This is a genomic window from Streptomyces sp. NPDC054863, from assembly GCF_053610825.1.
The window spans coordinates 26,608-51,840 of record NZ_JBSGZD010000009.1 but is presented as its reverse complement, the minus strand read 5'-3'; the positions used below and the strand labels follow the sequence as shown (position 1 = coordinate 51,840).

Sequence of the window (25,233 nt, the reverse complement as noted above, 5' to 3'; positions counted from 1 at the left end):
CCGCATCCTGCCGGGCTAGCTCCGCACGTCCAGGAGCGCAGCCGCGGTGAAGAGCTCGACCCCGACCGTGATGGCGCTCTCGTCGGCGTCGAAGTCGCCCCGGTGCAGATCGCGCTTGGTCGTGTCGCCGGGGGTACGGACGCCCAGGCGGGCCATCGCACCGGGGACGTGTTCGAGGTACCAGGAGAAGTCCTCGCCGCCGAGGCTCTGCTCGGTGTCCTCGATGGAGTACGGGCCGCGGCGGGCCGCCATCGCGTTGACCAGCAGTTCGACGACCGTGCCGTCGTTGACCACCGGCGGGACGCCCCGGATGTAGTTGATCTGCGATTTGGCGCCGTGCAGGTCGGCGATGTCGGCGACGGCCGCGTGGATGAGGTCGGGCGCGTCGCGCCAGGTGTCCAGGTCCAGGCAGCGGACCGTGCCTGCCAGCTCGGCGTGCATCGGGATGACGTTGCAGGCGTGGCCCGACTCGATGCGGCCCCAGGTGACGGACAGTCCGGAGCGGGCGTCGACGCGGCGCGAGATGACGGCGGGGACCTCTGTCGCCACCTTCGCCACAGCGGTCACGAGGTCCGTGGTCAGGTGCGGGCGGGCGGTATGTCCGCCGGGTCCGTCAAGGGCGATTTCCAGCCGGTCGCAGGCCGACGTGATGGGCCCCGTACGGAGGCCGATCCGCCCCGCGTCGACCCTGGGGTCGCAGTGCACGGCGATCATCTTGGCGACCCCCTCCAGCACGCCGCACTTGATCGCGTCGGCGGCGCCGCCGGGCAGCACCTCCTCGGCGGGCTGGAACAACAGGCGCACCGGGTGCGGAAGTTGGCCCTTGCGGTGCAGCTCGGCGAGGACCAGTCCCGCCCCGAGGACGACGGTGGTGTGCACGTCGTGCCCGCAGGCGTGCGCCCGGTCCGGGACGGTCGAGCGGTACGACACCCCGACCTTGGCGTCCGGAATGGGCAGCGCGTCGATGTCCGCCCGCATGGCGAGCATGGGCGTCACGCCGTCCCACTCGCCGACGTCACAGACGAGCCCGGTGCCGGAGGCGAGCACGCGCGGTGCGAGGCCCGCCTGCTCCAGGCGGGCCTTGATGGCGGCGGTGGTGCGGAACTCCTGGTTGCCGAGCTCGGGGTGCATGTGCAAGTCCCGACGGAATGCGATCAGTTCGGCACGCAGCCCATCGGGCAGCGTGCCGGGCAGATCGTCTCCGGCGTCGGGACCGGCTTCGGACACGAGGGAGATCAACTGGTTCACCCCGTCAACGGTAGGCGCAGTCGGCCCCCAACTGCCTACCCATCAACAAAAGTTCAGCCCGATAGGCGTAAGAAAATTGGCGGAGTGAGGTGTGCCCAGGATGTGAGACGGGTATGACAGATGGCTACGCCTCGGCTACGCCCTGGTCATGTCGCGGGCAGTACCCGGAGTTTTCGCACGTCACGGGCGGTTCCGGTGACTCCGGCGAGGAATCCGCGGGCGCGCGGCGAGGCATCGGCCGCGAGCCAACCGGGATCGATGTCACATACCGCTACTTTTACGTCCGTCCCCACGAGTGCCCGCGGGAGCGTGTGTACGACCGTCGAGGGGAAGCTCAGGATCGTACGCCCGATCGGGCCCCGCCGGGCGATGACTTCGAGAGGCAGATCGGGCCTGACGATCTCCAGGCCGGTCTCCAGGGCGAGCCGGTGCAGTTTGTCGGCGCTCTCGCGGCGGTGGGCGAAGTAGCGGGTGGCGCCGTGGCTGAGGGTGAGGGAGCGGACGGCGCGGAGGTAGTGCTCGGGGTCCACCACGCCCGTCTCCACCAGGGACGTGCCGACGAGGTCGGCGCTGCGGGTGATCCGGGGCGGGCCGAACCTGGCACGGGTCCAGGCGAGGTCGTTGGAGGTGACGGTGATGCCGGGCAGGGCCTCGGTGACCGGCATGGCGGTGAAGAGTTCCACGCTGCGGCGGGGGCCGGGGGCGAGCCTGCGGCGTGCGGAGGAGGTGACGGGAGCGAGGAGGAGTTCGCGTGCCCCGGGGCGGCTGCCGCGCCGGTGCCAGCGCACCAGGCGCTCCCCGCGGGCGAGCTGCCCGGCGAACTCCATCGTCGCCGTCCCGTCGTCCACGACCACCAGGGCCGGAGCCCGTACGAGCGTGAGCAGCAGCTGTACGTACCGGGAGAAGGGGTCGCCGATGACGACCCGCTCGGCCCGTCGCAGGGCGGGGGCGAGCCCCGCGACGGTGCGCAGCGGCGCCCCGGCCCCCTCGCGGGCGTCCTCCCAGCGGACCGCGCAGCCCTCGTCGCGGGCCAGCTCGGCCATCCGGCGGAGCTGGCCGCGTGACATGGGGTCGCGCGGCGAGAGGACGACGACGGTCACCTCGGCCATGTCGCAGACGGTGACGTGGGCCCATTCCAGGACGTTGAGGAGCTGGACGGGGCTCTCGACGAAGGCGAGGGTGCCGCCGCCTGCCGGAGCACGGGCCGGGGTGGCGGCCGAGGCGCTGACCGGGGTGGCGGCCGACAGACCTGTCGAGGTGCCTGCCGGGACACCTGCCGACGCGCCCTCCGGGGGGCCGGCTGCGCTGCCGGACGGGCTGCTGGCTGGGGCCATGGCGATCAGACTCCTACGGGCTGCTGCTCGGCGACCACGCCCGGGACCCGGCGCAGCTTGCGCATCGGGGCGAGCTCGGACTCGTAGACCTTCTTGACGCCGTCGCCGAGCGAGGCCTCGATGGTGCGGATGTCACGGACGAGGCGGGTGAGACCGCCGGGCTCGACGGACGCGGCCTGGTCGGAGCCCCACATGGCGCGGTCGAGGGTGATGTGCCGCTCGACGAAGGCGGCGCCGAGGGCGACGGCGGCGAGGGTGGTCTGGAGGCCGGTCTCGTGGCCGCTGTAGCCGATGGGGACGTTGGGGTACTCGCCCTGGAGGGTGTTGATGACCCGCAGGTTCAGCTCTTCGGCGACGGCCGGGTAGGTCGAAGTGGCGTGGCAGAGAAGGATGTTCGCGCTGCCGAGCACCTCGACGGCGTGCCGGATCTGGGCCGGGGTGGACATGCCGGTGGAGAGGATGACCGTACGTCCGGTGGCGCGGAGCTCGCGGAGCAGCTCGTCGTCGGTGAGGGAGGCGGAGGCCACCTTGTGGGCGGGGACGTCGAACTTCTCCAGGAAGGCGACGGCCTCGGTGTCCCACGGGGAGGCGAACCAGTCGATGCCCCGCTTGCGGCAGTGCGCGTCGATCGCCCGGTACTCGTCCTCGCCGAACTCGACGCGGTGGCGGTAGTCGATGTACGTCATGCGGCCCCAGGGGGTGTCGCGCTCGATGTCCCACTGGTCGCGCGGCGTGCAGATCTCGGGGGTCCGCTTCTGGAACTTCACGGCGTCGCAGCCGGCTTCGGCGGCGGCGTCGACGAGGGCGAGGGCCTTGTCGAGGTCGCCGTTGTGGTTGATGCCGATCTCACCGGTGATGTAGACGGGGTGGCCGGGGCCTGCGGTCTTGGTGCCGAGGGTGCGGATGCGGGAGGCGTTGCTCATCTTGCGTGTCCTTAAAGGGTGTGGGAGGTACTGGGCGTGCTCTGGGTGTGACGGGTTGGGGTGTTGAGGCTCGGGCCGAGGAGCCAGGCGGCGATCTCGCGGATGGCTCCGCTGCCGCCGGGTGTGGTGGTCACGGTGCGGGCGGCGGCGCGGACGCTGTCGTGGGCGTCTGCCACGGCGACGGGCCAGCCCGCGAGGGCGAAACAGGGAAGGTCGTTGACGTCGTTGCCGACGTAGAGGACGCGGGAGGGGTCCAGCGCCTGCTCCTCGCACCACGCCTTGAGGGCGGCGTCCTTGCGGTCGATCCCGTGGAGCACCGGGATGCGGAGCTTGCGGGCGCGGGCGGCGACGACGGGGTTCCGCTCGGTGGAGAGGGTGAGGACCGGGACCCCGGCATCCCGGAGCGCGGCGATCCCGAGCCCGTCCCCCCGGTGCACGGCGACGGTCTCGCGCCCGTCGGCGTCGACCAGCACGCGGTCGTCGGTCTGCGTCCCGTCGAAGTCCATGACGACGGCGTCGACGTCCCGCAGGGTGGGCCGTGAGGGCGGGTCGAGAAGGGGCGCGAGGGCGCGGGCCCGGTCGAGATCGTGCGGATCGTCGACTTCGAGCACCCGCGCGGGGTCGGTACGCACCAGGGCGGTGTGGCCGAAGAACCGGTGCCGGTGGGTGCGGAAGCCGGGGACGTCCATGGCGTACGCCGCCCCGGTCTCCAGGAAGTCCTGCGGCCGGTCCTGCCGACGGGGGCGGATGGCCTTGTCGTGGTTGATTCCGCCCGCCCCGGCCGCCTTGGGCAGCGGGGCCGCCCCCCGGGGGCGGGACGGGTGGGCAAGGGGGCGGCCCCCACGCGGAGTCCCGTCCTCGCTCCCGCCCGCGCTCGCCACGACCTCCGCGGACGACTCCCCCTCCCGCCACACGAACCCGTGGAAGGGAGCCACCGTGACAGCCGTGTCAGCCCCACCGAGGACCGCCCCGGCGACCCCGTCCACGTCCTCCCCCGTAAGGAAGGGACTCGTGCACTGCACCAACAGCACCACGGCCGGGTCGTGCTCCTGCGCGTCCAGCGCATGCAGCACAGCCGCCTCACTGGTGGCGCTGTCACCTGCCAGCTCCCCCGGCCGCACCACCACCTCCGCCCCGGCCCCCAGCGCGACCGCCGCGATCGTGTCGTCGTCCGTCGAGACGACCACCTCGCTCACGTGCCGCGCCGCCAGGCACGCCCGTACCGCCCGTACCAGCAGCGGCACTCCGCCCACCTCGGCGAGGTTCTTTCCGGGAACGCCCTTGGACCCACCCCGTGCGGGGATGACCGCCAGGACTCTCTGAGGGGCATGCATCACAGCTCTCCCATGCGTCGGATTACGGGCGCCACCCGCTGCACCCCGTGCCGGTACGCCCCCCGCGCCGCGTCCCGCACCGCGTCGCGCACGACCCGCCGCACGCCCGTGACCTGCGCGGGCGGTGCCTCGTCGAGGCGGTGGCGGGCGAGGATGCCGGGGAGGTAGCCGGGGGCGGTTTCGGCGGTGTAGAAGGGCGCGGGGGTGGGGAGTTCGGGGCGGGCGAGAAGGCCCGCGATCTTCTCCCGTACCGCTTCGTACGGATCGTTCTGCGTCACGACCCCGTGCCTGACCAGCCACTGCGCATCCGCCGTCGGCCGGTGTCCCGCGTCGAGGCGATCCCAGGAGGTCAGGCAGCCGGAGCCGAGGAAGTGGTGGTTGCCCAGTGGCTCGCGCACGCCCAGGTCGGTCAGTACCGCCGTCGGAATGCGCCGGTGCAGCGACTCCAGCGCCGCCGTGGAGCTGACCGTGACCAGCAGTCCGGCCCGGTCGAGCACCTCCCCCATGTGCCCGTACGCGAGGCGGAAGTTGGGGGGCGGGGCGAGGGAGAGGTCCTGCACCAGCCGCTGGTAGGGGAGCTCCTCCACATGCGTGGTGTGCTCCCCCGGCTTGCTGCGCAGCTTCAGCACCACCTCCCGCCCCGGGTGCAGCCGTGCGTGCTCGACGAGCCTGCGCAGCAGATACGCGCGGTCGGCCCGCTTCTCCGGTACGGAGGGCTGTGCGGCGAAGACGACCGTGTCGGCGACACCGCCGTAGGGCGTACCGCCGAGGAAGGGCAGCTGCGCACCGGTCACCGCCGACGCGTCCGCACCCACTCCCTCGTACACGTCCTTGAACCGGGCCTCGTCGTAGGGCGAGTTGGCGAGTACGAGGTCTGCTCCGTGCCGCAGCAGCAGTCCGTCGGCGAGCTTTTCGTATACGACGCCGACGTAGCCGGTGACGAGGACCGGCCGGCGGGCCGGGCCCGGCCAGAGGCGGGCGAGGCCGTGCAGCAGGGCCTGTACGGAGCCTCCCACCAGGGCGAGGACGATCACGTCGTACGAGGCCTTGCCCATGGCGTCGATGAATTCGGCCCCGGTCACCTCACGCGGTGCGGGCAACTCACCGCCCACTTCGCCGAGCTGACGCACCGTCGGCGTGGCACGTCCACGCAGCAGGAATCCGGTGACGGTGGCAGCGCCGGGGCCGCTCGCTCCGACTATCCGACGAGCAGTGAGCGCACCCCATTTCCAACGAGTGTCCGAATCCGCGAGTACGGCAACTCGCAGTGAATTACCGTGGCTCGCACTGCCGCCTGTTTCACCGCTGGTCCCGCTGCTGGTTCCGCTGCTAGTTCTTGCTGGCACGACGAGAAAGCTAGAGAACGGTTCCGCTTCCCGGCCCAACTCGGCAGCAACAACCGGTTAACAGCAATCGACGCTCGGACACGGAGCCCGGAAAATATCGTGATTCACCCGTGCGACATGACCAGTTCACTCGTCATCCGTCCGCACGCCCTAATGTCCCCCGGGTGGTCAAGCTCTCCGTCGTCGTGCCGTTCTACAACGTGCAGACATACGCCCCAGATGCCCTGAGAAGTCTGCGTGCGAACACGCGCGAGGACTTCGAATTCCTTCTCGTCGACGACTGTTCGACGGACGAGACCCCGGAGATCCTCAGTCGCGCGGAACGCGACCTTCCGGGCGCGGTCCTCCTCAGACACGAACACAACGGCGGTCTCGCGACGGCCCGCAACACGGGCCTGGACGCGGCGCGCGGCGAGTACCTGACCTTCCTGGACGGCGACGACTGGCTGGCCCCGGGCTATCTGGATCAACTCCTCGCCTCCATCGAGGAGTTGGGCTGCGACTTCGTCCGCACGGACCATGTCCAGTGCACGGGCCGCACGCGTACGGTGCAGCGCGTCCCGCACGGCAGGCGCGGCGAGTCCGTGTCGCCGCGCGACGCGATCCTCCCCGCCGACCGGTCGACGTCGGTGGACTACGCGTACGCCTGGGCCGGCATCTACCACCGCAGGCTCCTCGACCGGGGCCTGCTGCATTTCACGGACGGGCTGCGCACCGCGGAGGACCGGCCGTGGATCTGGCGGCTGCACCGGGAGGCGGAATCCTTCGGGGTGGTGGGACTTCTCGGAGTCTTCTACCGCCGGGGAATTTCCTCCTCGCTCACCCAGATCGGGGACGTTCGCCAACTGGATTTCATCCGCGCTTTCGATCAGGTTCTGGCGGAAACGGCAAAGGACCCGGACGCGCGTTCCCTTCTTCCGAAGGCGGTACGCACGTACTGCGCGATCATTTCCCACCATCTGGGAAGTACGGAAAGGTTTGAACCAGCGGTGGCGAGGAAATTGCGGACGATGAGTGCGGCGGCGCTGCGGAGAATGCCGCAGCGGGTCCTGACCGAAGCCCTGAACTCGATGGACACGGACCGGGCGACCCGGCTGCGGAGACTGCGGCGCGGGCCGGGCCTGGGGCTGGGCCCGGAGCCGATCCCGACGGGAGCTGCGCACTGATGTCACCGACGCCCACGACACCCCCAGCCCCCGCCACGCCCACGACGCAGCTCTTCCTGGCCTCCACCCTGTATGGAACGGCCACCCTCGCCGCCGCCCTGGACAGCGACCTCTTCCCGCCCGCCACCCGCCGCATCCTGCTGATCAGCAACAACGCGGCGACCCCCGAGACGACCCCGCCGCTGACGGAGGCCCCGGGTTTCGAGTCGCTCCGGGCCCGCTTCGACGACGTGATCGACTGGAACGCGGCGATCGCCCCGCTGCACCCGGGCGGCTGGACACCGCGCAGCGACGACGTCCCGCTGTGGGAACGTCAGTTGCGGCGCGAATGGAACCTCGGCGACTCCCCCCTCTCCCTGATCCTGGAGTCGATCCAGGTCGCTCCGGCGCAGGCGGTCGCCCAGTGCTTCCCCGACGCGCCGATCGACGTGTACGCGGACGGCCTGATGAGCTACGGCCCGACCCGCAACAAGCTGGACCCGCTGGTCGGCGGGCGGGTGCGACGGCTGCTCCACCTGGACCTGGTGCCCGGCCTGCGGCCCCTGCTGCTGAGCGAGTTCGGCGTGCGCCCGGGGATCGTACCGAAGGAAGCGTTCCTGGACGTCCTGCGCGAACTCTCCTCCGACGAGGCCGACTTGGCCTCGGCATCGGACGCCGACGCCCCCGCCCTCCTCCTCGGCCAGTACCTCTCCGCGCTCTCCATCCTCACGCCGGAGGAGGAAGAGGAGCTGCACGTACGGATGCTGCGGGGCGCGGTCGCGCGCGGTCACCGCCGGGTGGTCTTCAAGCCGCACCCGAACGCGCCGGGCCGCTGGTCGCGGCTGCTGGAGCGGGAGGCGGAGCGACTGGGTGCCCACCTCACCGTGTTCGACGCCCCGTTGCTCGCGGAGGTCCTCTTCAGGCGGTTGCGTCCCGCTCTGGTCGTCGGCTGCTTCTCGACGGCGCTCCTCACCGCGCACACCTTCTACGGGATCCCGGTCGCGCGCGTGGGCACCGACCTGCTCCTCGAACGCCTCACCCCGTACGAGAACAGCAACCGCATCCCGGTGACGCTCGTCGACGCGCTCCTCCCGGACCTGGAGGCGGCGGCGTCGCCGGCCCCGCCCCCCGTCGGCGAGCTGAGCGCGCTCCTCGCGGCCGTGGGCTTCGCGATGCAGCCCCAGGTCCTGCGCGCCCAACGCACGCGCGCCGAGGGCTACTTGCTGTCCCACCTGTCGCCCCGCACCCGCCGCTACTTCAAGCGCCGTCGCCTGACGTCACTCGCACTTCCTGGCGGGCTGCCGCAGCGCCTGGCGTTCGTACCGCGCAATGCGACGGTGCGGAGGATGGCACGGCGCGTGCGCAGGCTCACGGCCTGACCCCGCACCGCCCGGCCCTCAGGGCTTGATGCCGAAGATGTGCACGATGCTCGGCGTATCGGCGAGGGTGTGCGGGGCGAGCGCGTGGTACGCCCACACGTGCACCCACGCGTTGCCGGTCCGTAGCGTCAGCACGGTCTTGAACATCCCCGGGACGAAGTACGTGACCAGCAGGAACGCCAGCGAGAGGAGGGCGTCGCCGGGCGAGTCGAAGAGCGTCCAGGCGTCCCACAGGTGCAGGGCGGTGTACGTCAGTCCGCCGAGGATGACGGTGGTCGCGGCGGACCCGGTGAGCCTGAGGAAGCGCGGCACGAGGATCGCGTAGACGAAGACCATGGCGGGGAGAACGGCGCCCGCCAGGTACAGCACGAAGGTGAGCGGCACGCCGAGCAGCAGCTGACGCCCGCTCAGGTCGAAGATCTCCGGCTTGAGCGCGGCGATCTGCACGGCGGTCTCCAGCACCAGCACGACGAGGATGACGATCACGTCCGAACGGCGGTTGCTGGACCGGAGGTTGAGCTTCTCGGCGGTGTACCTGCGGCCGAAGTACAGCAGCGGCAGGACCGCGTACACGAGGAGGTTGTACGCGGCCCAGCCGATCGCCTCTGCCACGGCGACGTGCGCGTGGGTGCCGTAGATCGACCCGGCGAGGTGGAACCCGAAGGCGTTCCAGCCGAGCAGCTCGGCGAGTCCGTACCCGAGGGCGAGGCCGAGAGCCCCGTACGCGAGGAGGAGCAGGGTCTCGCGGCGGGCCAGGTCCCGTCCGGGGGCGCGGGCGGCGATGTCGGGGATCTCGCGCTTCCTGGTCAGCGCGTACACGACGAGGCTGAGCAGCACGAACTCGACGAACGCGAGCGCCGCGTCCCCGAGCCGCCCGGACACGGTGCGGGACGCCCCGGGAGCAGGCCAGTCGAAGGGCAGGGCGTCACGCGCGAGGAGCAGCAGGAGCGCGACGAGGAGAGCCGCGGAGCCGACGGTGATCTGGACACTGCGTCGGCGGGCGAGACGGGCAAGGAAGAGCCCGGGTCGGGGCCTGGGGCCGGGACTGCCGCCCCGGGGCTCGCGGTCCGGGTCGCGGATCGGCTCAGGGCCCGGATCGCGCATCGGCTCTCGGTCCGGATCGCGGTCCGGATCGGAGGACCCTCGCGAGGGGAATCGGGGCACGGGAATCGCCTCCCTCTACCGCCCGCGGCCGGGCCGTCGCGCCCAAGGTAACGCCGTACCGGCGAGTCACCCCGCCCCCGTCCCGTCCGGTGCGGCCGGAACTCCGTAGTCGCCCTGCTACTCAAGTACGACAAGGGAGTTGGGCCCGTGGGGTGACGCCCGGACCCCCCTCACCGCCCTAACTTCGACGTACTGGAAGATGCCCCCCAGCAGCACCAAACGCATCACCACCTGCACCACCTGCACTATCGCTATCGCCATCGCATCGCCCTCGGCGAGGGGAGCTCCACCATGTCCACGTACGTCCCCCGACGACACCTGATCGTCGCCGTCATCGCGCTGGCCCTGCAGATCCCGATGCTGCAAGCCCTGGAGTCCGTGCCGCAGCCCGAGCGGCCGGTCGGAGCGGCGGTCCACGAGGTCGACAACCTCGCCCCATGAGCGCACGCCGACAAGCCGGAGCGACCGCCCGGGCAGCAGTGCTCCGCACCTGGGGGGGGCGAACTCCCGGAGTCCCTCTCCCGGTTCCAGGACTTCCTGCACGGCGGCTCGGACGGCCTGCACCACGGCCTGTGGTTCGACGACGGGCGTACGTGCGACGGAGTCGCCTCGTACTGCAACAACGACGGCGGAGGCATCGAGTACGCCCCCGCCGGCACGCCGCTGACAGCGGTGCGCGACATCCTGGAGCGGGTCTGGCGTGACCTGCACGACGACGACACCACGGACCCGGACGTCACGAGGCGCATCGCCGCGCTCGCCGAACTACGCACTCACCTCTGCCAGTTCGGGACGTCCGACCGCCCCGAACAGGGCCTCGCCCACTCCCGCGCGTACGATCCCGGCTTCATTCGCCATCCTCGCGACCCGGACCGCCTCACCACCCTCGACGGCGCGGGCGCCCTGGTCGCGGGCGCCACGATCCTCGACCGGCCGCCGCACAACGGGGCGGACGAGTCCCGCTTCGCGGAGTACGTGTACGCCCAGTTCGACGACCCCGCGACGGTAACGGCCTGGGCCGCGGAAGCCCGTACCCGCTGTGCCTCCGGCGACCCTGCGCAAGCCCTCGCACTCGGCCGCGACCTCCACTGGGCCTCGGCGGGCGACCCCGCCCTGGAGGCGCACGCCCACGACCTGCTCACCCTCGCCTACGCGGCCCTGGACCGCCCCCACCTGGCTGCCCTCACCACGGCCCACCACCGCCACCGGGACCTGCCGCGCGTGGACGTACTGGCCGACCGACCCGGCCGCCGACCCCAGCCCTGAGCCCTTCCGCAAACGTCGCTCGAACGCCCTACCGGCCAGATCGCCCGTGTCACCCGTGTCACCCGTGCCGCCCGTGCCGCCCGTGCCGCCCGTGCCGCCCGTGCCGCCCGTGCCGCCCGTGCCGCCCGGAAGGAATACCTCAGCGCGACCGTACGTCGCACGGACGAAGCATCTCGTCGACGTACCACGGGAGTTCAAGGGCCGCCGCAGCGGCACCCTGCGCCGGACCGTTCTCATCTACGGCGCGGCGACGACTACCTGATCGTGGCGTCGAAGGGCGGCTCGGACGACCACCCGCTCCGGGACTGCGAGATCGAGCACAGGCCGTCATCGTCGCCTACGAGCTGGGCCTACTGACTCCGGGCAGCAACCCTTGCACCGACCTTGCTCGCTGAACCGGGTGGGTGGTCAGGTCAGGCGTCGGGGTCCCCGTCCAGGAGTTGATCGACCGACAACTCCATGTCGATACCGAGCGACTTGAGTACCTGGACGGACAACCCGCGCTTGTAGGAGGTGCGGGTCTGATACACGCCCTCCCGAGGGTCCGTATGCAACAGGACCTCATCATGGCGGCGATCGACAACGAGGTAGACCGGAATGCCGGCCTGCGCGTAACACTCGACCTTGGGGCCGAGGCCGTCGGCCCAATTCGAGGAAGTCACTTCCAACACCAGCCGGAAGACGTGTGGAGCGAAGCAGTTCTTCTCCACATGGGCATCGCGGAAATCCGCGTCCACGATGGAGAGGTCTGGAACCGCGTAGTCCTGGGGACCCGACGGCAGCCACAGGCCGACCCCCTGCACCGACCTCAGCCCTTGCTCCCGAACCTTCCTGCCGTACTCCTCGATCACCCAGGTCAGCGTCAGTGCGTGCTCCCCGTCCGGTGGCGGTGTCACAGTGATCCTCCCCTGGATGATCTCCACGCGGTGCCCAGTCAGCACGCGAGAGATCTGATCGGCAACCTCGCCGACCGTCGCCCCATGCGGTTCATCAGCCACATGCGTCTCATGCTGTATTACGGCCACGGCATTCTCCTTCCGGGAGCCCACTGCCCACGAGCGTAACCAGCGCGGCTGACATTCGGCTCGCGATCACTCGTCCGAGTGGGCCTTGCGGGGGCGCAACACCGCACCGATCCCCGTCACCACCGCCGTCAGCCCCAGTTCGAAGCCCTCGTCCACCGAGGCGAAGACGACCGGGCCCGCGGCGGCGGCCAGGGGGTGGTCGGCGAGGCGTTCCGCGCGGGCGGTGAGGTCGTAGGCCTTGCTGGAATCCGCGCCCGGGGCCGGGCGCATCGACTGTTCCTCGATGACGTAGCCGATCGTGTAGCCGTACGCCGTGAACCAGGCGCGGGCCGCCCCCTCCGGTGTGAAGCCGCCGTCGACGAGGGCGCGGAGGTGGGCCTCCATCGGGGCCGCGTAGGACATGTCCGTGAAGTGTGTGCCGCTGTAGACCTTGGCGCCGTCGCGGTGGCGCAGGAGGTGGGTGCGCAGGCCGCGCATCGCGCCCGACAGTGCTTCGTCCCAGGTCAGGCCGTCCGTGTGACCCATGAAGTCGGCTGCCATGCGGCGCAGCATCTCGGTGGCCATCTCGTCCAGCAGGGCCTGCTTGTTCTTGAAGTGCCAGTAGAGGGCGGGCGCCTTGACGTCCAGTTCCTTGGCGATCAGGCGGAGGGCCAGACCTTCCAGGCCCACCTCGTTGAGCAGGCGCAGGGCGGTCTCGGCGACCAGTTTCCGGTCCAGTTTCATCGTAGCCACCTTGACAATTTAACAGCGTTAAGCACAGGCTGGCGAGCATGGAACTTAACAGCGTTAAGGCAGTAGGGGTCGGAGACGTCGAAGTGCTGGTCGTCGGCGCCGGGCCCACCGGGCTCGCCCTCGCCTGCGATCTCGCCCGGCGCGGCGTGCGCACCCTCGTCGCCGAACGGGCCGACCGGCTCTTCCCCGGCTCGCGCGGCAAGGGCATTCAGCCCCGGACCATGGAGGTCTTCGACGACCTCGGGGTGGTTGCGGACGTACTCGCGGCCGGTGGGCCCGCGCCCGTGGGGATGGGCTGGAAAGAGGGCGGCGTGCGGGCCGGTGCGTACGACATGTTCGAGTCGACGACACCGACGGAGGCCGAGCCCTACTGCGGGCGGCCGTGGATGCTGCCCCAGTGGCGGACGCAGGAGATTCTGCACGGGAGGCTGGGAGAGCTCGGCGGATCGGTTCAATTCGGTGGTGACGTGCGGGAGTTGGCGCAGGACGAAGAGGGGGTGACCGTTCGGTTCGGCGACGGGAGCGCGCTGCGCGCCTCGTACGTCGTCGCCGCCGACGGCGGACGCAGTACGGTCCGCGCCGCGCTCGGCATCCGGATGGCCGGCGAGACCGTCGACCCGGCGCCCATGCTCGTCGCCGACGTACGCATCCGGCCCGAGGCCCTCGACCGCGACAACTGGCACTTCTTCGCGGAGCCACCCGAAGGCCTGCTGGCGCTCTGCCCGCTGCCGGGGACGGTCGACTTCCAGCTCATGGCGCAGTACGCGGACGAGGGCGCGGTACCCGACACGTCCGTCGACGGCGTGCGTCAACTCATCGCCAGGCGAAGCCACTTGAGGGCCGAAGACGTCACCGACGTGTTGTGGGCGTCGGACTTCCGGCCGCGTGCCGCCCTCGCCGAGCGGTTCAGGGAAGGGCGGATTTTCCTCGCCGGGGACGCCGCGCACCTCCACTCCCCGGCGGGCGGCCAGGGACTCAACACCTCCGTCCAGGACGCGTACAACCTGGGCTGGAAGCTCGGTCAGGTGCTGCGGTACGGGGCAGCTCCCGCGCTCCTCGACACGTACGAGGCGGAGCGCCGGCCCGTCGCCGCCGAAATGCTCGGGCTGAGCACCCGGGTGCACCACGGGCAGGAGCGGCGGGGCGCGGCCACCCAGCAGATGGGGATCGGGTATCGGGGCGGGCCGCTCGCCGTCGGCTCCGCCGGGGTGCTGGAGGCGGGCGACCGGGCGCCGGACGCGGTGCTGAGTGGGGGTGGCGGGCGGCTCTTCGACGCCTTCCGAGGGCCGCACTTCACGCTGCTGGCCGTGGGGAGCGCGGCCCTCGGACCGTACGGCTCGTACGAGAGCGGCTGGCTGCGGACGCTGCACGTCCCCGCCTTGGCCTCGTACGGCGACGGGCTCTTCCTCGTACGGCCGGACGGCTGTGTGGCCTGGGCAGGGGACGGCGTGTGCGGTGAACTGGACCTCATGCTCGGCCGGTTCACCGCACACGCCGGGGCTACGCGCCGGCCGGCGGCGGGCCCGACGGGAGCGGGATGTCGGACAGGATCGGGAGGATCACCGACTCCTCGTAGTCCATATGGGCGGTCAACTCGTCCGACATCCGGGTGAGTTCGGCGAGGAAGACCCCGGGGTCTGCGGTCTGGAACTCGCCCAGGAGGGCGGCGAGTTGGGTTTTGAGTTCGGCCACCTTCACGTGTTCGGAGCGGAGTTGGGCGAGCGCGTCCGCGAGGTGCGGGTGGTGCAGTTCGATCTGCGGGAAGACCGCCGCGTCCTCGCTCTTGTGGTGGAAGTCGAGGGTCTCGCAGAAGGCCAGGCAGTGCTGGCGGATCTGGAGGCCCAGGCCGGGGAGCGTAGGGGCGCCCGGGTACGAGACCGCCGCCGCGAAGTGGGCCTCGGCGTCCGTACGGACCCGGGCGAGCTGGCCGCGCAGCCAGGTGTGGATTTCGAGCAGTTTGTCGCCGACGGTGAGGATCGGGCGCGGGGCGCCGTTCCCGGAACCGACCCCGGCCCCGGAACCGTCCGCGGGGCCGGACCCGGGTCCGGCCTCGGGTCCGTACTCGGTGCGTTCGAGGACGATCACCGGGAGCGTGCGGGTGGTCTGCGCCTGGTAGTCGGCGTAGCCGGGGGAGGTACGGACGATCCGCTCGAAGAGGCGGTCCCGGCGTTCGCCCTCCGCCGGGACGGCGACCGCGCCGAAGGACGACGTGCCGACCTCTACGTCGACGGCGGGGTGGGCGAGGACGTTGTGGTACCAGGCGGGGTGCTCCGGGGCGCCCATGTTCGAGCCGGTGACGATGAGCGAGCCGTCCTCGGTGCGGGCGTACCCGAGCGGAACGGTGAACTGCCTGCCGGACCTCGCGCCCCTGGTGGTGAGAAGGAGCAGGTCACCGCCCTCGAAGGGGCCGCCCACCTTTCCCTCGTGGGCACGGAACTCGTCGATGACCCACTGGTTGAAGTCGAAGGGCTCTGCTGCGGGCGTGGATGCGGATGCTGCTGCGGGCGTGGCTGCGGATGCGGATGCTGCTGCGGACGACATGCGGTGTCGACATCTCCTGAACAGGTGTGGGTGACTCCGTGGCAAGCGAGCGGCCCTGAGGACGCACTCGTGCGGCGCGGAGGAGAAGTGAGGGGAGAGAGGGTGGAGCGGGGACGCGGAACGGCGTCAGGTGCGGGGTGCTGAGTCTGGACTCATCGCGTTGGCCCCTTGCGGAACAGGTGCTGGCTCGGTCACCGGCCTGCCCACTGCTCTGTGGCCGGCACCGCGCTGCACGTCGGCCATTAGAAACCGCACGGGCGGCGGCTGTCAACGGCGTACGGGACAGGGCTCGCGAGTAGCGGCGTACGGGGGCAAGGTGCACGAGCCAACCGCGTATGAAAAGAGGCGCGGGCGGGACCGGGGGAACGAATCCCGCCCGCGCCAGGTGCGCAGAGCCGTAGGTACGGGGGGAACCCCGGCTCGTGCGCTGCCGATGACCAGTCGGCTCACTCTCTACAGCGCCACTGCCCCGAAAAACGTCACACCCTGCTCGCCGTGGTGAGCAGCCGGCCGTCGCGGGCGGCTTCCCGGCTGTGGGCGAGGCTCTGGGCGGTACTGCGGACGAGGCTCCTGGCGGCGCTCTGCCGGGGGCCGCCGGCCTCCCCCGGCCGACCGCCGTTCCCGCCTCGGCCGCCGCCGCCGTTGCCGTCGTTCTCGTCCTTGCCGCCGGGTCCGTTTCCGGGTCCGTTTCCGGTTCCGCTTCCGCTTCCGGGGCCGCTCCCGCCGCTGGGGGCTCCGTTGCCGCCCGGTGCGCCGCCGCCGTGTCCCGGGTGCACGGGCGCGGAGCCGCCGCCGAGCAGGCGGTCGCAGAGGCGGGGGATGCCGTCGGAGCCCTTGGCCTGGATTTCGAGGTACTTCTTGACGTCCGGGGGCAGGCGGTCGGCCCGGTAGTCCCGGCATGCCTTTGCGGTACGGCGCTGCCATTCGCCGGACGGTTTGCCCTGCGTACCGGAGTTGTCGCGCGCGTCCTGGCCGGAGTCCGACGGGTCGGAGGTGTCGGGCCTACCGTCCGTGCCGCGGTCCGATCCGGTGCCCGCGGCGCCGCCGCCCGCGCCCGAACCGTTCGGGTCGCCGCCCCGGTCCTTGTTCGCGCCCTTGTCCTTTCCGGGGACCTCGCCGTTCACGTCAGCACCCGGGGACGGGTCGTGGTCGGCGGCGCCGGACGTGCTGCTGTCCGCCGGGTCGTCGGGTCTTCCGCTGCGTTCCGGATCCGCGTCCGCTTCCACGTCGGGACCGATCTCCTCGACGTCCGAGGGGTCGGGGTCCTCCGCCGCCGACACCGACGAGGCGGGCTCGGGTTCGGAGTGGGCGAACGGGAAGGGCGAGGGCAGCACCCCCGTACCCGCGGCGACGGCCACACCGCCGAGCGTCCCCGCCGCGAGCACGCTCACCAGGCCGAGGCGCAACGGACGGCCCCAACGGTTGCGCCGACGCGCCGAGGCGGCGGTCCTGGACTGCCGGAAGGCTGCCAACGCGGCTGCCTCACCCGGGAGTTCACCGGTCCCCGCGCCTACACCCGCACCCGCACCTGTACCCGCCCCCGTCCCTGCCGTTCTCACGCTCGTGCGCAGCCCATCGAGTACGGCAGCGAGCCGCGCGGCCTCGGACCCGGAATCCGAATCGGCTCCGGAGCCGGATCCGGAATCGGACCTGTCTCCCGACGCAGCTCCGGAGCCCTCCGCCGCCCCGGAACCCGCCGCAGACCCAGCCCCAGCGGCCCCAGCAACACCAGCCACCGCAGAGCCACCGGTGGTCCCGCCGCCCGCCTCTCCGCGCAGCAGCCGGTCCGCCGTTTCCTCGTCAAGCCACTCGTAGCGCTCGTCGGCCATCACGTTTCCTTCTGCGTCCGCGCGCGCGATTGCGTCACACCGTGCGATGCGCGCGGCCTTCCGCCTCTCAGTCCTGCCGCGGCGGCCGTCCGCCGGTCCCGTTGCAGGGGCACGGCGTCGAGTTCGCCCCCCGCAGCCCACTCGGCATGCCCCGCGTACTGCGCGTACTCCTCGAATTCCGCCTGCTCCGGGTGCTCCGCATGCTCACCGGCCCCCCTGCTCTCCAGCAGTTCCGCGAGCCTCTTCAGCCCCCGGTGGGCGGCCGTCCGTACCGCGCCCGGCCTCTTGCCCAGCGTCTTCGCCGCGCTCTTCGCGTCAAGACCGACCACCACGCGCAGCACCACCGCCTCCGCCTGGTCCTGCGGCAGCTCGGCGATGAGTGCCATCGTCCGGTGCGTCGCGAGCGACTCCATCGCCTCGCCCACGGTGTCCGATTCAGCCGGTTTGTCGGTGAGTTCGGTGTCGTCGCCGCTCACGGCGGGGCGCCGGCCCCGCATCCGGATGTGGTCGAGCGCCCGGTTGCGGCCGATCCGCGCCGCCCAGCCCCGGAACCGGTCGGCGTCGCCGCTGAACCGGTGGAGGTCGCGCGCTATCTGGAGCCACGCCTCGGACGCGACGTCCTCCGCCTCGGGCTCGCCGACCAGTGTGCGTATGTAGCCCAAGAGCCGCGGATGCACGGCGCGGTACACAGTCCGGAACGCCTGCTCGTTCCCGTCCTGCGCCGCGAGCACCGCGGCGGTCAGCTCCGCGTCGTCCGCCAGCACTCTCTCAACCTGTCCCCAGTCGATGCTGGTCTTCGATGTGCTGGTCTTCCCGTGGGGGCGCGCAGCACGCCCCACCCCAGCGCGAATGTGCACGCTACGACGTCAAAGGGCGATTAGTCCATGGCTTGTACAACGTGCAACGACCCACTGACAGACCGAGGTGTGACAGAAAACGCACCCGCGGCGCTGAGTGGAGTGCGGGCTCGTCGCACAGCCCGTGCGGACTGGCGGTCGGGGTCACTCCTGTGGGGGGTGGCGGCCCCGGCCGTCCTTCCGGCCCGCACCGCTCTGACCAGGCTGTTTCTCGTGGTGCGGGGCTTGCACGACTTCTTGTGGTGCGGGGCTTGCACGACTTCTCGTGGTGCGGGGCTCATGCACGACCGGCCCGCGGCCCACCGTGACCGACGCGTCCAGGCGCATCGGCCCGGTCCCGCCCCGGGCCGATGCGCCGCGCTGCGCCGTTCCCGGATCACGGCTGTCCCTTCGAGGCGGTCCGCCACGGCGTTACGTAGGTGATCCACGCACCCGCCTGCGACGACGGGGCCGGCCGGGGCCACCGGTACGGACGGGTCGGCAACGGCGGCGGTGGCCCCCACCCGGCGAAAGCCACGCCAGGCGGGGGCCCGCTCGCCGGCCGTTCCCGTCAGGCGCCGTCGGTGACGCTCAGGGTGCCGGTCACGGCGAGGGCGGCGCCTGTGCCGTCCTCGGGTGCCCCCGTGAGCTCCCAGGTGTAGGCGCCCGCGGCAGCGCTCGTACCGTCCGCGAGCCTTCCGTCCCAACGGGCCGTCAGGGCTGCGCCCAGCGCGGTGGCGTCGAGGGTGCGCACGGCCTCGGACCCGCGCCTGATGACGACCTTGGCGCCGGTGACCGGCTTGGACAGTTGCCACGCCGGGGCCCACGCCGCGCCGGACGTCACGGCGTATCCGGTGTCGACCTGGGCGCCGGTCACGGTCGGCGCCTGCGCGGGCACGCCGCTCGGCACGACGTGCGCGGCCCCGGCCGCGTCCACCCAGCCGACGCCGCCGCCGAACTTGTCCACGTCGTAGTTCTTCCAACCGGGCACGGTGGAAAGGCCGGTGAGCACGCGCGGCGCTGCCGCGGTGCCGGTGTGGAAGTCGGTGAGCCGCAGCTCGCCCGCGGCCGTGTCGTGGTTGACGACGAAGCCGTCACCGAGCTTCCCGCGCTTGGGCAGGCTGATGTTCGCGCCGGTCTTCAGGTCGTACACGCCGAACGGAGTGGACGGGTCGCCGCCGATGACGTTCTGTCCCAGGCAGTCCCAGTACACCCAGCGCCCGACGGTCTGGATGTCCTGGATCACGCAGGAGGCGCCGACCTTGTACGGAGTGACCCTGCCGGACACCAGGTCCCGTGCCTCGACCTGCCCCCAAGTGCGGTCCGTGGTCCACAGCGTGGAGCCGGACAGCGCGGCGGCCGGGGTTTCCAGGCTTTGCACCACCGCCGCGCCGCCGGGCGCCTCGAAGTCGACGACGCGCCGTTCGTCACCGCCGCCGAACACCGCGTACCGCCCGGAGGCGTCGCGCAGAAGGCGGCCGGAGAGCGCCGTGTTGCGGTCGAACATCACGAACTCCGTACGCGCACCGGACGCGGTGGCGCGCACGAGGACGTCCCGCTGGATGGCGTCGTCGTGCCAGACGTGCACGACGGACCCGTCCCCCGCGCCCATCGGCTGACCGTAGTCGGGGTCGAGGGGGGCGGTGGTGACCTCGGACCGCTCCCCCGCCGACGGCGCCGCGCCGAGCGTCACCTTCCGCGTCTGGTAGGCGGGAAGCGGTGCGCTGTCGTCCTCCTTGGTGATCAACTGCCCCCCGGCGAGCGCGATCCCGCGCACCGAGGCAGGTCTGGCGGGCACCTCGGAGAGGGTACGGAGCGTCAGGGCGCCGTCCGCCCCGGCCTCGACCCGGCGCACCGCCCAGTCGCCCGCGCCCGCGCCGCCGACCACGGTCGCCCCGCCGCCCGGTATCTGGGCCAGGTCGCTCTGGGCGGCGGCCAGCAGGGTGACTGCCTGACCGCCCCCGAGCGGGGTGGCCTTGAGGGGGCCGCCGCGGCGCAGCGGCGGGTTCTGCCCGGTGGGCGCCTTCGGCCGGTGAGCGGTGAGCAGCCAGTCGCCCGCGAGCCCGATGACGGGGGAGCCGTCGGCGGACGCGGGCACGGGGACGGCGGTCTGCGCCCCGGCGGGGTCGTCGCGGCGGACCGCCCGGGCCTGGCTCATGCCCGGCTGGTACCAGGCGATGTGCGTGGGCGAGACGGCGACCTGCATGCTCGTGGGTTCGTACACGGCGGCGCTGGTGGGGACGACGGTGAGGGAGCCGGTGCTCAGGTCGAGGACTCCGAGCTCGTGGGCATCGTTGGTCCTCAGTACGGCCACCCGCCCGTCCCCGGCCGCGATCGGGTACCGGTGGAACAGCGCCCCCGCCGGCCGGTCGACGGGCGTGTCCGTGGTCACGCCGTCCTGGACGCGGAGGATGTGCACCTTGTCCACCTGCCAGGCCGCGTCGAACGAGACCGTCAGCACGGTCCGTCCGAACGAGCCGACGGTGTACTGCCCTTCAGGAACCGTGAGCGGCGTCGACTCCCCCGTGGACGGGTCGCGCAGCTGCACGACTCCGGTCGCGCCGAGGGGCACGGGCAGGAGGTCCGTACCGGCCGCGTAGTAACCCTGCTGGCCCGGCAGCGGGCTGGTGAAGCCGTCGACCGTCCGCTCGGTGCCGTCGTAGCCGCGCCACTGGTACGGAGCGGTGGAGCCGTCTCTCGTCTCCCGTCTGTGCAGATAGCCGGTGTCTCCGGCGGCGACCAGCGTGTCCTGCACCGGCACGTACCGGTCGGGTGCGGTCAGCACGATCCCCGCGGCCCCGGTGTCCTCGGCGTGGGCGACCGGGGGGCCGGCGATGACGGGCAGGGCGGCAACGGCGAGGACGAGTGCGAGGCGACGCGTCACAGCGGGCATGTGTTCGAATTTCTTCTCCATGTACAACTAAGCGCAGCGCAGGCCCGAAACGTCACTCGGCACCGGTGCTCCAGGTCGCCCGCACCCCACGCATCCGTCTCACCGCGTGGGACGGATGCACCCTCTCGCGTTACGCCCGCCTGGCCCGCCGCGCCGCAGCAGCCCGCAGTACCCGCTTGCCCTCCGTCGACTGGACGAACGCCGCCCGCAGCCCGTCGCCGTCCTCGGCGAGGAGGTCGAGCAGGCGCTCCTGGCGGCGCAGTTCACCCGTGGCGAGCGGACCGCCGTCGCGGTCCCCGTCCAGATGCCGGTGTACGGAGAGGGCCGCGTCCGAACACTCCACGGCCCAGTCCCGCAGCTCCCCGGCCTCGTACCGGCGAGGCACGGCCGCCGCCCGCCGCAGCAGTGCCACCGGTCCCGTGCCCGTGTCCGCCTCGGCGAGATCCGCCGCCCGTACGACAGCCGCGGCGGCCAGCCGCAGCCTGCCGAGCCACGCCTCGCCGCCCTCGGCCGCCTCCCAGAGCGGACGCAGCGCGGCGTCGGCGGCGTCGGCGCCGACCGCCACCCCATCGACGTGCTCAAGGAGCGGCAGACAGCGGTCCAGGCAGGCGAGCGCGCTCACTGCGAGGGCGCGCTCGCCGGCGCGACCGATCCGGTCGGCCAGTCCGGCCGGTTCCACCAGGGGCAGGCTCACGCGTCCTCCTCGACACCATGACGGAACGTCACGGGCACGGGACCGCCCGGAGTGGCGGACCCTCTGCTTCCGTCTGCGTACCGGCACCGGAATACGTCACAGTGGCAACGCCACCGCGCGCCCGTGGGTTCCCTGCCGGAACGTCACTGCTGTCGTGCTGCCGTGGTTACGGCTGTCGTTCGAGGCCCAGCACGTCCAGGAAGTACGCGAACAGTTCCTCGGCGACCGGATCCGCCTCCGCCTTCAGCACGGTGACGAGCGGCTCCAGTTCGACGGTCCTGCCTGCCTCCGCCGCCCAGGAAACGGCCTTCTCCGCCGCGTCCTCGGCCGACAGGAACAGGTCCTCCAGGAGCAGCCCGTCCGCCTGCAGGTATCCGGCCATCGCCTCGCGCCCCAGGCACGCGAACCACGAACCGCCCTCGGGCGCCGCGGCCTCCACGACCACGCAGTCGCTGCCCATCACGAAGGCGAACAGCGCCGGTGCTCCGGTGTCCCGGCACACGTCCCGCGCCAGCGCGCCCATGTCGCCGACCTCCGGCTCACTCGGGCGCTCCCAGACCTGCCAGCCGCCTGCACGCTCGTCGTACAGCGCCAGATCGTCTCTGACCTCGGCCAATGCTTCCAGCTCCGAGAGCGGCCCGGTGTTCTTCCCTACGACGAAGTAACCCCAGAAACCCATGTTTCCCACTCCCCCCACGCGTTGACCTCAAGAGGCTCAAGCCTCACCCGGACTGAGCCGGAACGGCCAGTTGCGCACGTATCCACCACAGTCCTGGCACATTGTGCCCACATGACGGGGGGTCATCGCCATCGGGACCGGACTGCGGCCCGAATCACACTCCCACTCCGGCCGAAATCCCCCTTCCCCTCCGGAGGTCCTACCCCACCTCCCCCGCCAGGGCCTTGAAGCCCTCCCAGTCCAGTCCTGGCTTTCGCGGGTCCCACAGTTTCTGGGCGGTGGCGCGCAGCGGGAGGCGCACGCCCCGGGCGACCTGGGTCTGGGTCTGGGCGTTGTGGTAGTCGCACCAGACGGCGAGCTGGCCGCCGGTGATCAGTCCGTCGTAGCGGGCCGGGACGCTCTCGCTGCCGCGCAGGACGCGCGGGGTCCACTCGTCGTAGATGCGGCGGCCGGTCGGGTACTGGAAGGTGTTGGGCTCGCCCAGGACGTAGTAGAGGTATTCGTCATTGACGTTGAGGACCTCGCGGCCCTCCTTCAGGTACTCCAGCGGCTCGCGGGCGCCGATCTCCTTGCCCGTCCAGTACGCGACCTCGCGGGACTTCGGCGCGTCGACCGTGCCGCCCGCGAAGTAGCCGTCGTTCCAGGCGCGGATGTCGGACTTGCCGAATTTGGCGACCGTCGCCGCACGGTCGTTCAGCCAGCTCGTCGCCAGGTCCTGGACGCGGGCCCGCGCGCCGTGCCTGCGGTGCGCCTCGCGGGTGAGCCGCGGGTAGGTGGCCTCGGGGTCGGAGACGGTGAGCGCGCGGTACTCGTCGCCGCCCAGGTGCCAGTACGCGCCGGGGAAGAGCGTCGCGTACTCGGTGAGCAGCTCGTCGACGATCCGGGCCGCCTTCGGGTTCGCGATGTCGACCGCTCCCCGCGACGCCTTGCCGGAGACGCTGCGCAGTTGGAGGTCGGGGTGCGCGGCGATGACCGCGCCCAGGTGACCGGGCGAGTCGATCTCGGGCACCACCCGGATGTGCCGGGAGGCGGCGAGGGCCACGATGCGGCGGACCTCGGCCTGCGTGAGGTGGTCCTTCGAGACGATCTCGGGGTGGGAGGCGGAGGCGATGCGGAAGCCCTGGTCGTCGGAGAAGTGCAGGCCCAGCTCATTGAGCTTGAGGTCGCCCATCTCGCGGATCCGGTCCTCGATCCAGGACGCGTCGAAGTGCTTGCGGGCGGTGTCGAGCGCGAAACCGCGCTTGGGCTTCGCGGGGGCGTCCCGCAGCACGCCGTCCGCGAGACCGCCGCCCGAGCGGACCGCCTGCTTGAGGGTGCGGGTGCCGTAGAAGACGCCCGCCTGGTCGCCGCCCGCGATCCGCACCCGGCCGCCGGTGGTGGTGACGGTGTACGACTCGGGGCCGCCGGTCGATCCCGGCGTGCCCAGCACCAGCTCGACGTCGCCGGGCCGGGCCGCGACGCCCTGCGCGTACTCCCTCTTGAGCTCGCCCGCCAGCAGCCTCCCCTCGTCGGCGAGGGCTGCCTCGCTGCCCTCCGCGACGACGACGCGGGTGCCCTGCGCGGGCCGCCAGCCCGTGCCGCGACCGCGCTGTACGTCCCGTACGAAGGGGATGGTGCGCGGCGGCCCGGAGACGGGGCGTGTCGGCTTCGCGGCGGGGGACGGCGACGCGGGGCGCCCGGCGTCCGCGCTCTTGGCGTCGTCCTGTCCCGACCCGGCCGACCCGGACTCCGGGGCCGTCTCCGACGACCGGGCCGACGCCCCCGTCCCGCCCTCCCCGTCCGGCCAGGCGGCGAACGTGACCGTACCGGCCGCCGCGACGGCCACGACGGCTCCGGCCACCAGCGCCCCGCGCGGCACCCGGCCCCTCATGGCCCGGTGTGACCTTCGGGAATTGCTCATCCGTCGTCCCCAACTCTCGCTTTTGGTACAAAAAGCACTGGACTCGCCGAAAGTACGAGATTTCGGCGGCAGAACCGTCTACCCCGCGCGCGTAAACCCTCCCGTTCGGATGAAATTCGTGCATTCGTCGGACAGCTCTTCCCGGCCATCGCTAGCGTTTACGACCCCGCCACCGTCCCATCCAGCACACCGCCACTCGACGGACTCGACGTAGGAGCCACGCTGCACCCCTCCGCCTCCCTTACAACGAGCGGCCGTGGCGGCCCGCCTCACCAGTCCGGGCCCCACCGGTCCGAGCTCCTGCGGCCTTCGCTCGACCCGTCCTCCCGCGACCGGTCCCCTCTCGGCCCGCCCCCTCCCGACCCGTCGCCCCTCGGCCCGTCACCCCTCGACCGGTCCTCGCTCGACCGGCTCAACGAGGCCCCCGCGCGCACCGCCGAAGCCGTGCTCCTCGGGTGCTGCCGCAGCCGCCGCTGGGCCGAGCGGCTCGCCGCACACCGCCCCTACCCCGATCCGGACGCCCTGCTCGCCGCCGCCGACGAGGCGTCGTACGACCTCTCCGTCCCGGAGATCGCGGACGCGCTGGCCCGTGAGGTCCCGCCGGAGCCGCGCCCGGACACCCCGCCCGCCGCGCAGACCGCACTGCTGGCCGCCCACGACACGTACGAGAGACGCTTCGGACATTCGTTCGTGATCTGTCTCGACGCGTACGCGCCGGAGGAGCACCTCGACCAGATCCTCGCCGGAATCCGCTTCCGGCTGGGCAACGAGCGGGACGAGGAGCGCGCCGTGGCCGCCGACGAGCTGCGCAGGCTGGCCCGCGGCCGACTCGCCCGGCTCGTACGGGAACCCTGGACGCAGGCGACACCCCGGGCCGGTAGCCCGTCCGTGGCCGTTTGATTGGGCTGTTTGATTGCCTGTTTGATCACACCGGAGGCCCCCGGGCGAGGGAACCGACAACTCGT

The 25,233-nt window shown here is 71.9% G+C and carries 21 protein-coding genes; 6 read left to right on the top strand and 15 right to left on the bottom strand.

Annotation, left to right across the window (positions count from 1 at the left end):
• Positions 1-15: 15 nt before the first annotated feature.
• From ACWGIG_RS03815 to ACWGIG_RS03795, 5 genes are all read right to left on the bottom strand, one after another.
• Complete coding sequence (locus ACWGIG_RS03815; RefSeq protein WP_453319896.1) at positions 16-1,239, bottom strand: amidohydrolase; 1,224 nt, start codon at positions 1,237-1,239, stop codon at positions 16-18.
• Between the two features lie 155 nt (positions 1,240-1,394).
• Positions 1,395-2,582 (bottom strand): hypothetical protein, encoded by a 1,188-nt coding sequence (locus ACWGIG_RS03810; protein WP_453319879.1) that lies wholly within the window; start codon positions 2,580-2,582, stop codon positions 1,395-1,397.
• Positions 2,583-2,587: 5 nt separating this feature from the next.
• The gene (locus ACWGIG_RS03805; RefSeq protein WP_453319878.1) at positions 2,588-3,505 is read right to left on the bottom strand and encodes an N-acetylneuraminate synthase family protein; all 918 of its coding nucleotides are present in this window, start codon (positions 3,503-3,505) and stop codon (positions 2,588-2,590) included.
• 11 nt (positions 3,506-3,516) lie between these two features.
• The gene (locus ACWGIG_RS03800; protein ID WP_453319877.1) at positions 3,517-4,839 is read right to left on the bottom strand and encodes a cytidylyltransferase domain-containing protein; all 1,323 of its coding nucleotides are present in this window, start codon (positions 4,837-4,839) and stop codon (positions 3,517-3,519) included.
• Positions 4,839-6,185, bottom strand: coding sequence for a DUF6716 putative glycosyltransferase (locus ACWGIG_RS03795; RefSeq protein ID WP_453319876.1), 1,347 nt, complete (start codon positions 6,183-6,185; stop codon positions 4,839-4,841). Before ACWGIG_RS03795 ends, ACWGIG_RS03800 begins: the two co-directional genes overlap by 1 nt.
• 164 nt (positions 6,186-6,349) lie before the next feature.
• Here ACWGIG_RS03795 and ACWGIG_RS03790 point away from each other — a divergent pair, with 164 nt between their 5' ends.
• Together ACWGIG_RS03790 and ACWGIG_RS03785 are read left to right on the top strand one after the other, a co-directional pair.
• Positions 6,350-7,351 carry a glycosyltransferase family 2 protein gene (locus ACWGIG_RS03790; RefSeq protein ID WP_453319875.1) on the top strand — a complete coding sequence of 334 codons (1,002 nt, stop codon included), beginning with the start codon at positions 6,350-6,352 and terminating at the stop codon, positions 7,349-7,351.
• Entirely contained in the window at positions 7,351-8,709 is a 1,359-nt protein-coding gene (locus ACWGIG_RS03785; RefSeq protein WP_453319874.1) for an alpha-2,8-polysialyltransferase family protein, read from the top strand. Before ACWGIG_RS03790 ends, ACWGIG_RS03785 begins: the two co-directional genes overlap by 1 nt.
• Before the next feature lie 18 nt (positions 8,710-8,727).
• Here ACWGIG_RS03785 and ACWGIG_RS03780 read toward each other — a convergent pair whose 3' ends face one another.
• Positions 8,728-9,813, bottom strand: coding sequence for a hypothetical protein (locus ACWGIG_RS03780; RefSeq protein ID WP_453319873.1), 1,086 nt, complete (start codon positions 9,811-9,813; stop codon positions 8,728-8,730).
• A gap of 351 nt (positions 9,814-10,164) precedes the next feature.
• On the opposite strand from ACWGIG_RS03780, the gene ACWGIG_RS03775 reads away from it, so the two are divergent.
• A complete protein-coding gene (locus tag ACWGIG_RS03775; protein WP_453319872.1) occupies positions 10,165-10,314 on the top strand; it encodes a hypothetical protein in 150 nt (49 codons plus the stop codon).
• 231 nt (positions 10,315-10,545) lie between these two features.
• Positions 10,546-11,139, top strand: a complete 594-nt coding sequence (locus ACWGIG_RS03770) for a hypothetical protein (RefSeq protein ID WP_453319871.1) — start codon at positions 10,546-10,548, stop codon at positions 11,137-11,139.
• Between the two features lie 413 nt (positions 11,140-11,552).
• On the opposite strand, the gene ACWGIG_RS03765 is transcribed toward ACWGIG_RS03770, so the two are convergent.
• A complete protein-coding gene (locus ACWGIG_RS03765; RefSeq protein ID WP_453319870.1) occupies positions 11,553-12,164 on the bottom strand; it encodes a Uma2 family endonuclease in 612 nt (203 codons plus the stop codon).
• A 66-nt stretch (positions 12,165-12,230) separates the two neighbouring features.
• Entirely contained in the window at positions 12,231-12,905 is a 675-nt protein-coding gene (locus ACWGIG_RS03760) for a TetR/AcrR family transcriptional regulator C-terminal domain-containing protein (protein WP_453319895.1), read from the bottom strand.
• Positions 12,906-12,934: 29 nt separating this feature from the next.
• Between ACWGIG_RS03760 and ACWGIG_RS03755 the strand changes: the two genes are divergently transcribed.
• Positions 12,935-14,509 (top strand): FAD-dependent monooxygenase, encoded by a 1,575-nt coding sequence (locus ACWGIG_RS03755; protein WP_453319869.1) that lies wholly within the window; start codon positions 12,935-12,937, stop codon positions 14,507-14,509.
• On the opposite strand, the gene ACWGIG_RS03750 is transcribed toward ACWGIG_RS03755, so the two are convergent.
• The 7 genes from ACWGIG_RS03750 to ACWGIG_RS03720 form a co-directional block, all read right to left on the bottom strand.
• Positions 14,397-15,437, bottom strand: a complete 1,041-nt coding sequence (locus ACWGIG_RS03750) for a nitroreductase/quinone reductase family protein (RefSeq protein ID WP_453319868.1) — start codon at positions 15,435-15,437, stop codon at positions 14,397-14,399. The two genes, ACWGIG_RS03755 and ACWGIG_RS03750, sit on opposite strands and share 113 nt — an antisense overlap.
• Before the next feature lie 479 nt (positions 15,438-15,916).
• Positions 15,917-16,909 (bottom strand): hypothetical protein, encoded by a 993-nt coding sequence (locus ACWGIG_RS03745; protein ID WP_453319867.1) that lies wholly within the window; start codon positions 16,907-16,909, stop codon positions 15,917-15,919.
• Between the two features lie 356 nt (positions 16,910-17,265).
• On the bottom strand, positions 17,266-18,030 hold the full coding sequence (locus ACWGIG_RS03740; RefSeq protein WP_453319866.1) for an RNA polymerase sigma factor: 765 nt from the start codon (positions 18,028-18,030) through the stop codon (positions 17,266-17,268).
• Positions 18,031-18,673: 643 nt separating this feature from the next.
• On the bottom strand, positions 18,674-20,995 hold the full coding sequence (locus ACWGIG_RS03735) for a FlgD immunoglobulin-like domain containing protein (RefSeq protein ID WP_453319865.1): 2,322 nt from the start codon (positions 20,993-20,995) through the stop codon (positions 18,674-18,676).
• 130 nt (positions 20,996-21,125) lie between these two features.
• Positions 21,126-21,689 carry a hypothetical protein gene (locus tag ACWGIG_RS03730; protein WP_453319864.1) on the bottom strand — a complete coding sequence of 188 codons (564 nt, stop codon included), beginning with the start codon at positions 21,687-21,689 and terminating at the stop codon, positions 21,126-21,128.
• A 166-nt stretch (positions 21,690-21,855) separates the two neighbouring features.
• Positions 21,856-22,368, bottom strand: a complete 513-nt coding sequence (locus tag ACWGIG_RS03725) for a hypothetical protein (protein WP_453319863.1) — start codon at positions 22,366-22,368, stop codon at positions 21,856-21,858.
• 199 nt (positions 22,369-22,567) lie between these two features.
• Positions 22,568-24,268, bottom strand: coding sequence for a beta-N-acetylhexosaminidase (locus ACWGIG_RS03720; protein ID WP_453319862.1), 1,701 nt, complete (start codon positions 24,266-24,268; stop codon positions 22,568-22,570).
• 300 nt (positions 24,269-24,568) lie between these two features.
• Between ACWGIG_RS03720 and ACWGIG_RS03715 the strand changes: the two genes are divergently transcribed.
• Complete coding sequence (locus ACWGIG_RS03715; RefSeq protein ID WP_453319894.1) at positions 24,569-25,168, top strand: 2-oxo-4-hydroxy-4-carboxy-5-ureidoimidazoline decarboxylase; 600 nt, start codon at positions 24,569-24,571, stop codon at positions 25,166-25,168.
• The last annotated feature ends 65 nt before the right edge of the window (positions 25,169-25,233 follow it).

Bases quoted from the DNA above. Each gene is read 5' to 3' on its own strand.
- ACWGIG_RS03810 (WP_453319879.1), bottom strand. From the start codon at position 2,582: ATGGCCCCAGCCAGCAGCCCGTCCGGCAGCGCAGCCGGCCCCCCGGAG.
- ACWGIG_RS03805 (WP_453319878.1), bottom strand. From the start codon at position 3,505: ATGAGCAACGCCTCCCGCATCCGCACCCTCGGCACCAAGACCGCAGGC.
- ACWGIG_RS03800 (WP_453319877.1), bottom strand. From the start codon at position 4,839: ATGCATGCCCCTCAGAGAGTCCTGGCGGTCATCCCCGCACGGGGTGGG.
- ACWGIG_RS03785 (WP_453319874.1), top strand. From the start codon at position 7,351: ATGTCACCGACGCCCACGACACCCCCAGCCCCCGCCACGCCCACGACG.
- ACWGIG_RS03780 (WP_453319873.1), bottom strand. From the start codon at position 9,813: ATGCGCGATCCGGGCCCTGAGCCGATCCGCGACCCGGACCGCGAGCCC.
- ACWGIG_RS03775 (WP_453319872.1), top strand. From the start codon at position 10,165: ATGTCCACGTACGTCCCCCGACGACACCTGATCGTCGCCGTCATCGCG.
- ACWGIG_RS03755 (WP_453319869.1), top strand. From the start codon at position 12,935: ATGGAACTTAACAGCGTTAAGGCAGTAGGGGTCGGAGACGTCGAAGTG.
- ACWGIG_RS03750 (WP_453319868.1), bottom strand. From the start codon at position 15,437: ATGTCGTCCGCAGCAGCATCCGCATCCGCAGCCACGCCCGCAGCAGCA.
- ACWGIG_RS03735 (WP_453319865.1), bottom strand. From the start codon at position 20,995: ATGCCCGCTGTGACGCGTCGCCTCGCACTCGTCCTCGCCGTTGCCGCC.
- ACWGIG_RS03725 (WP_453319863.1), bottom strand. From the start codon at position 22,368: ATGGGTTTCTGGGGTTACTTCGTCGTAGGGAAGAACACCGGGCCGCTC.
- ACWGIG_RS03720 (WP_453319862.1), bottom strand. From the start codon at position 24,268: ATGAGCAATTCCCGAAGGTCACACCGGGCCATGAGGGGCCGGGTGCCG.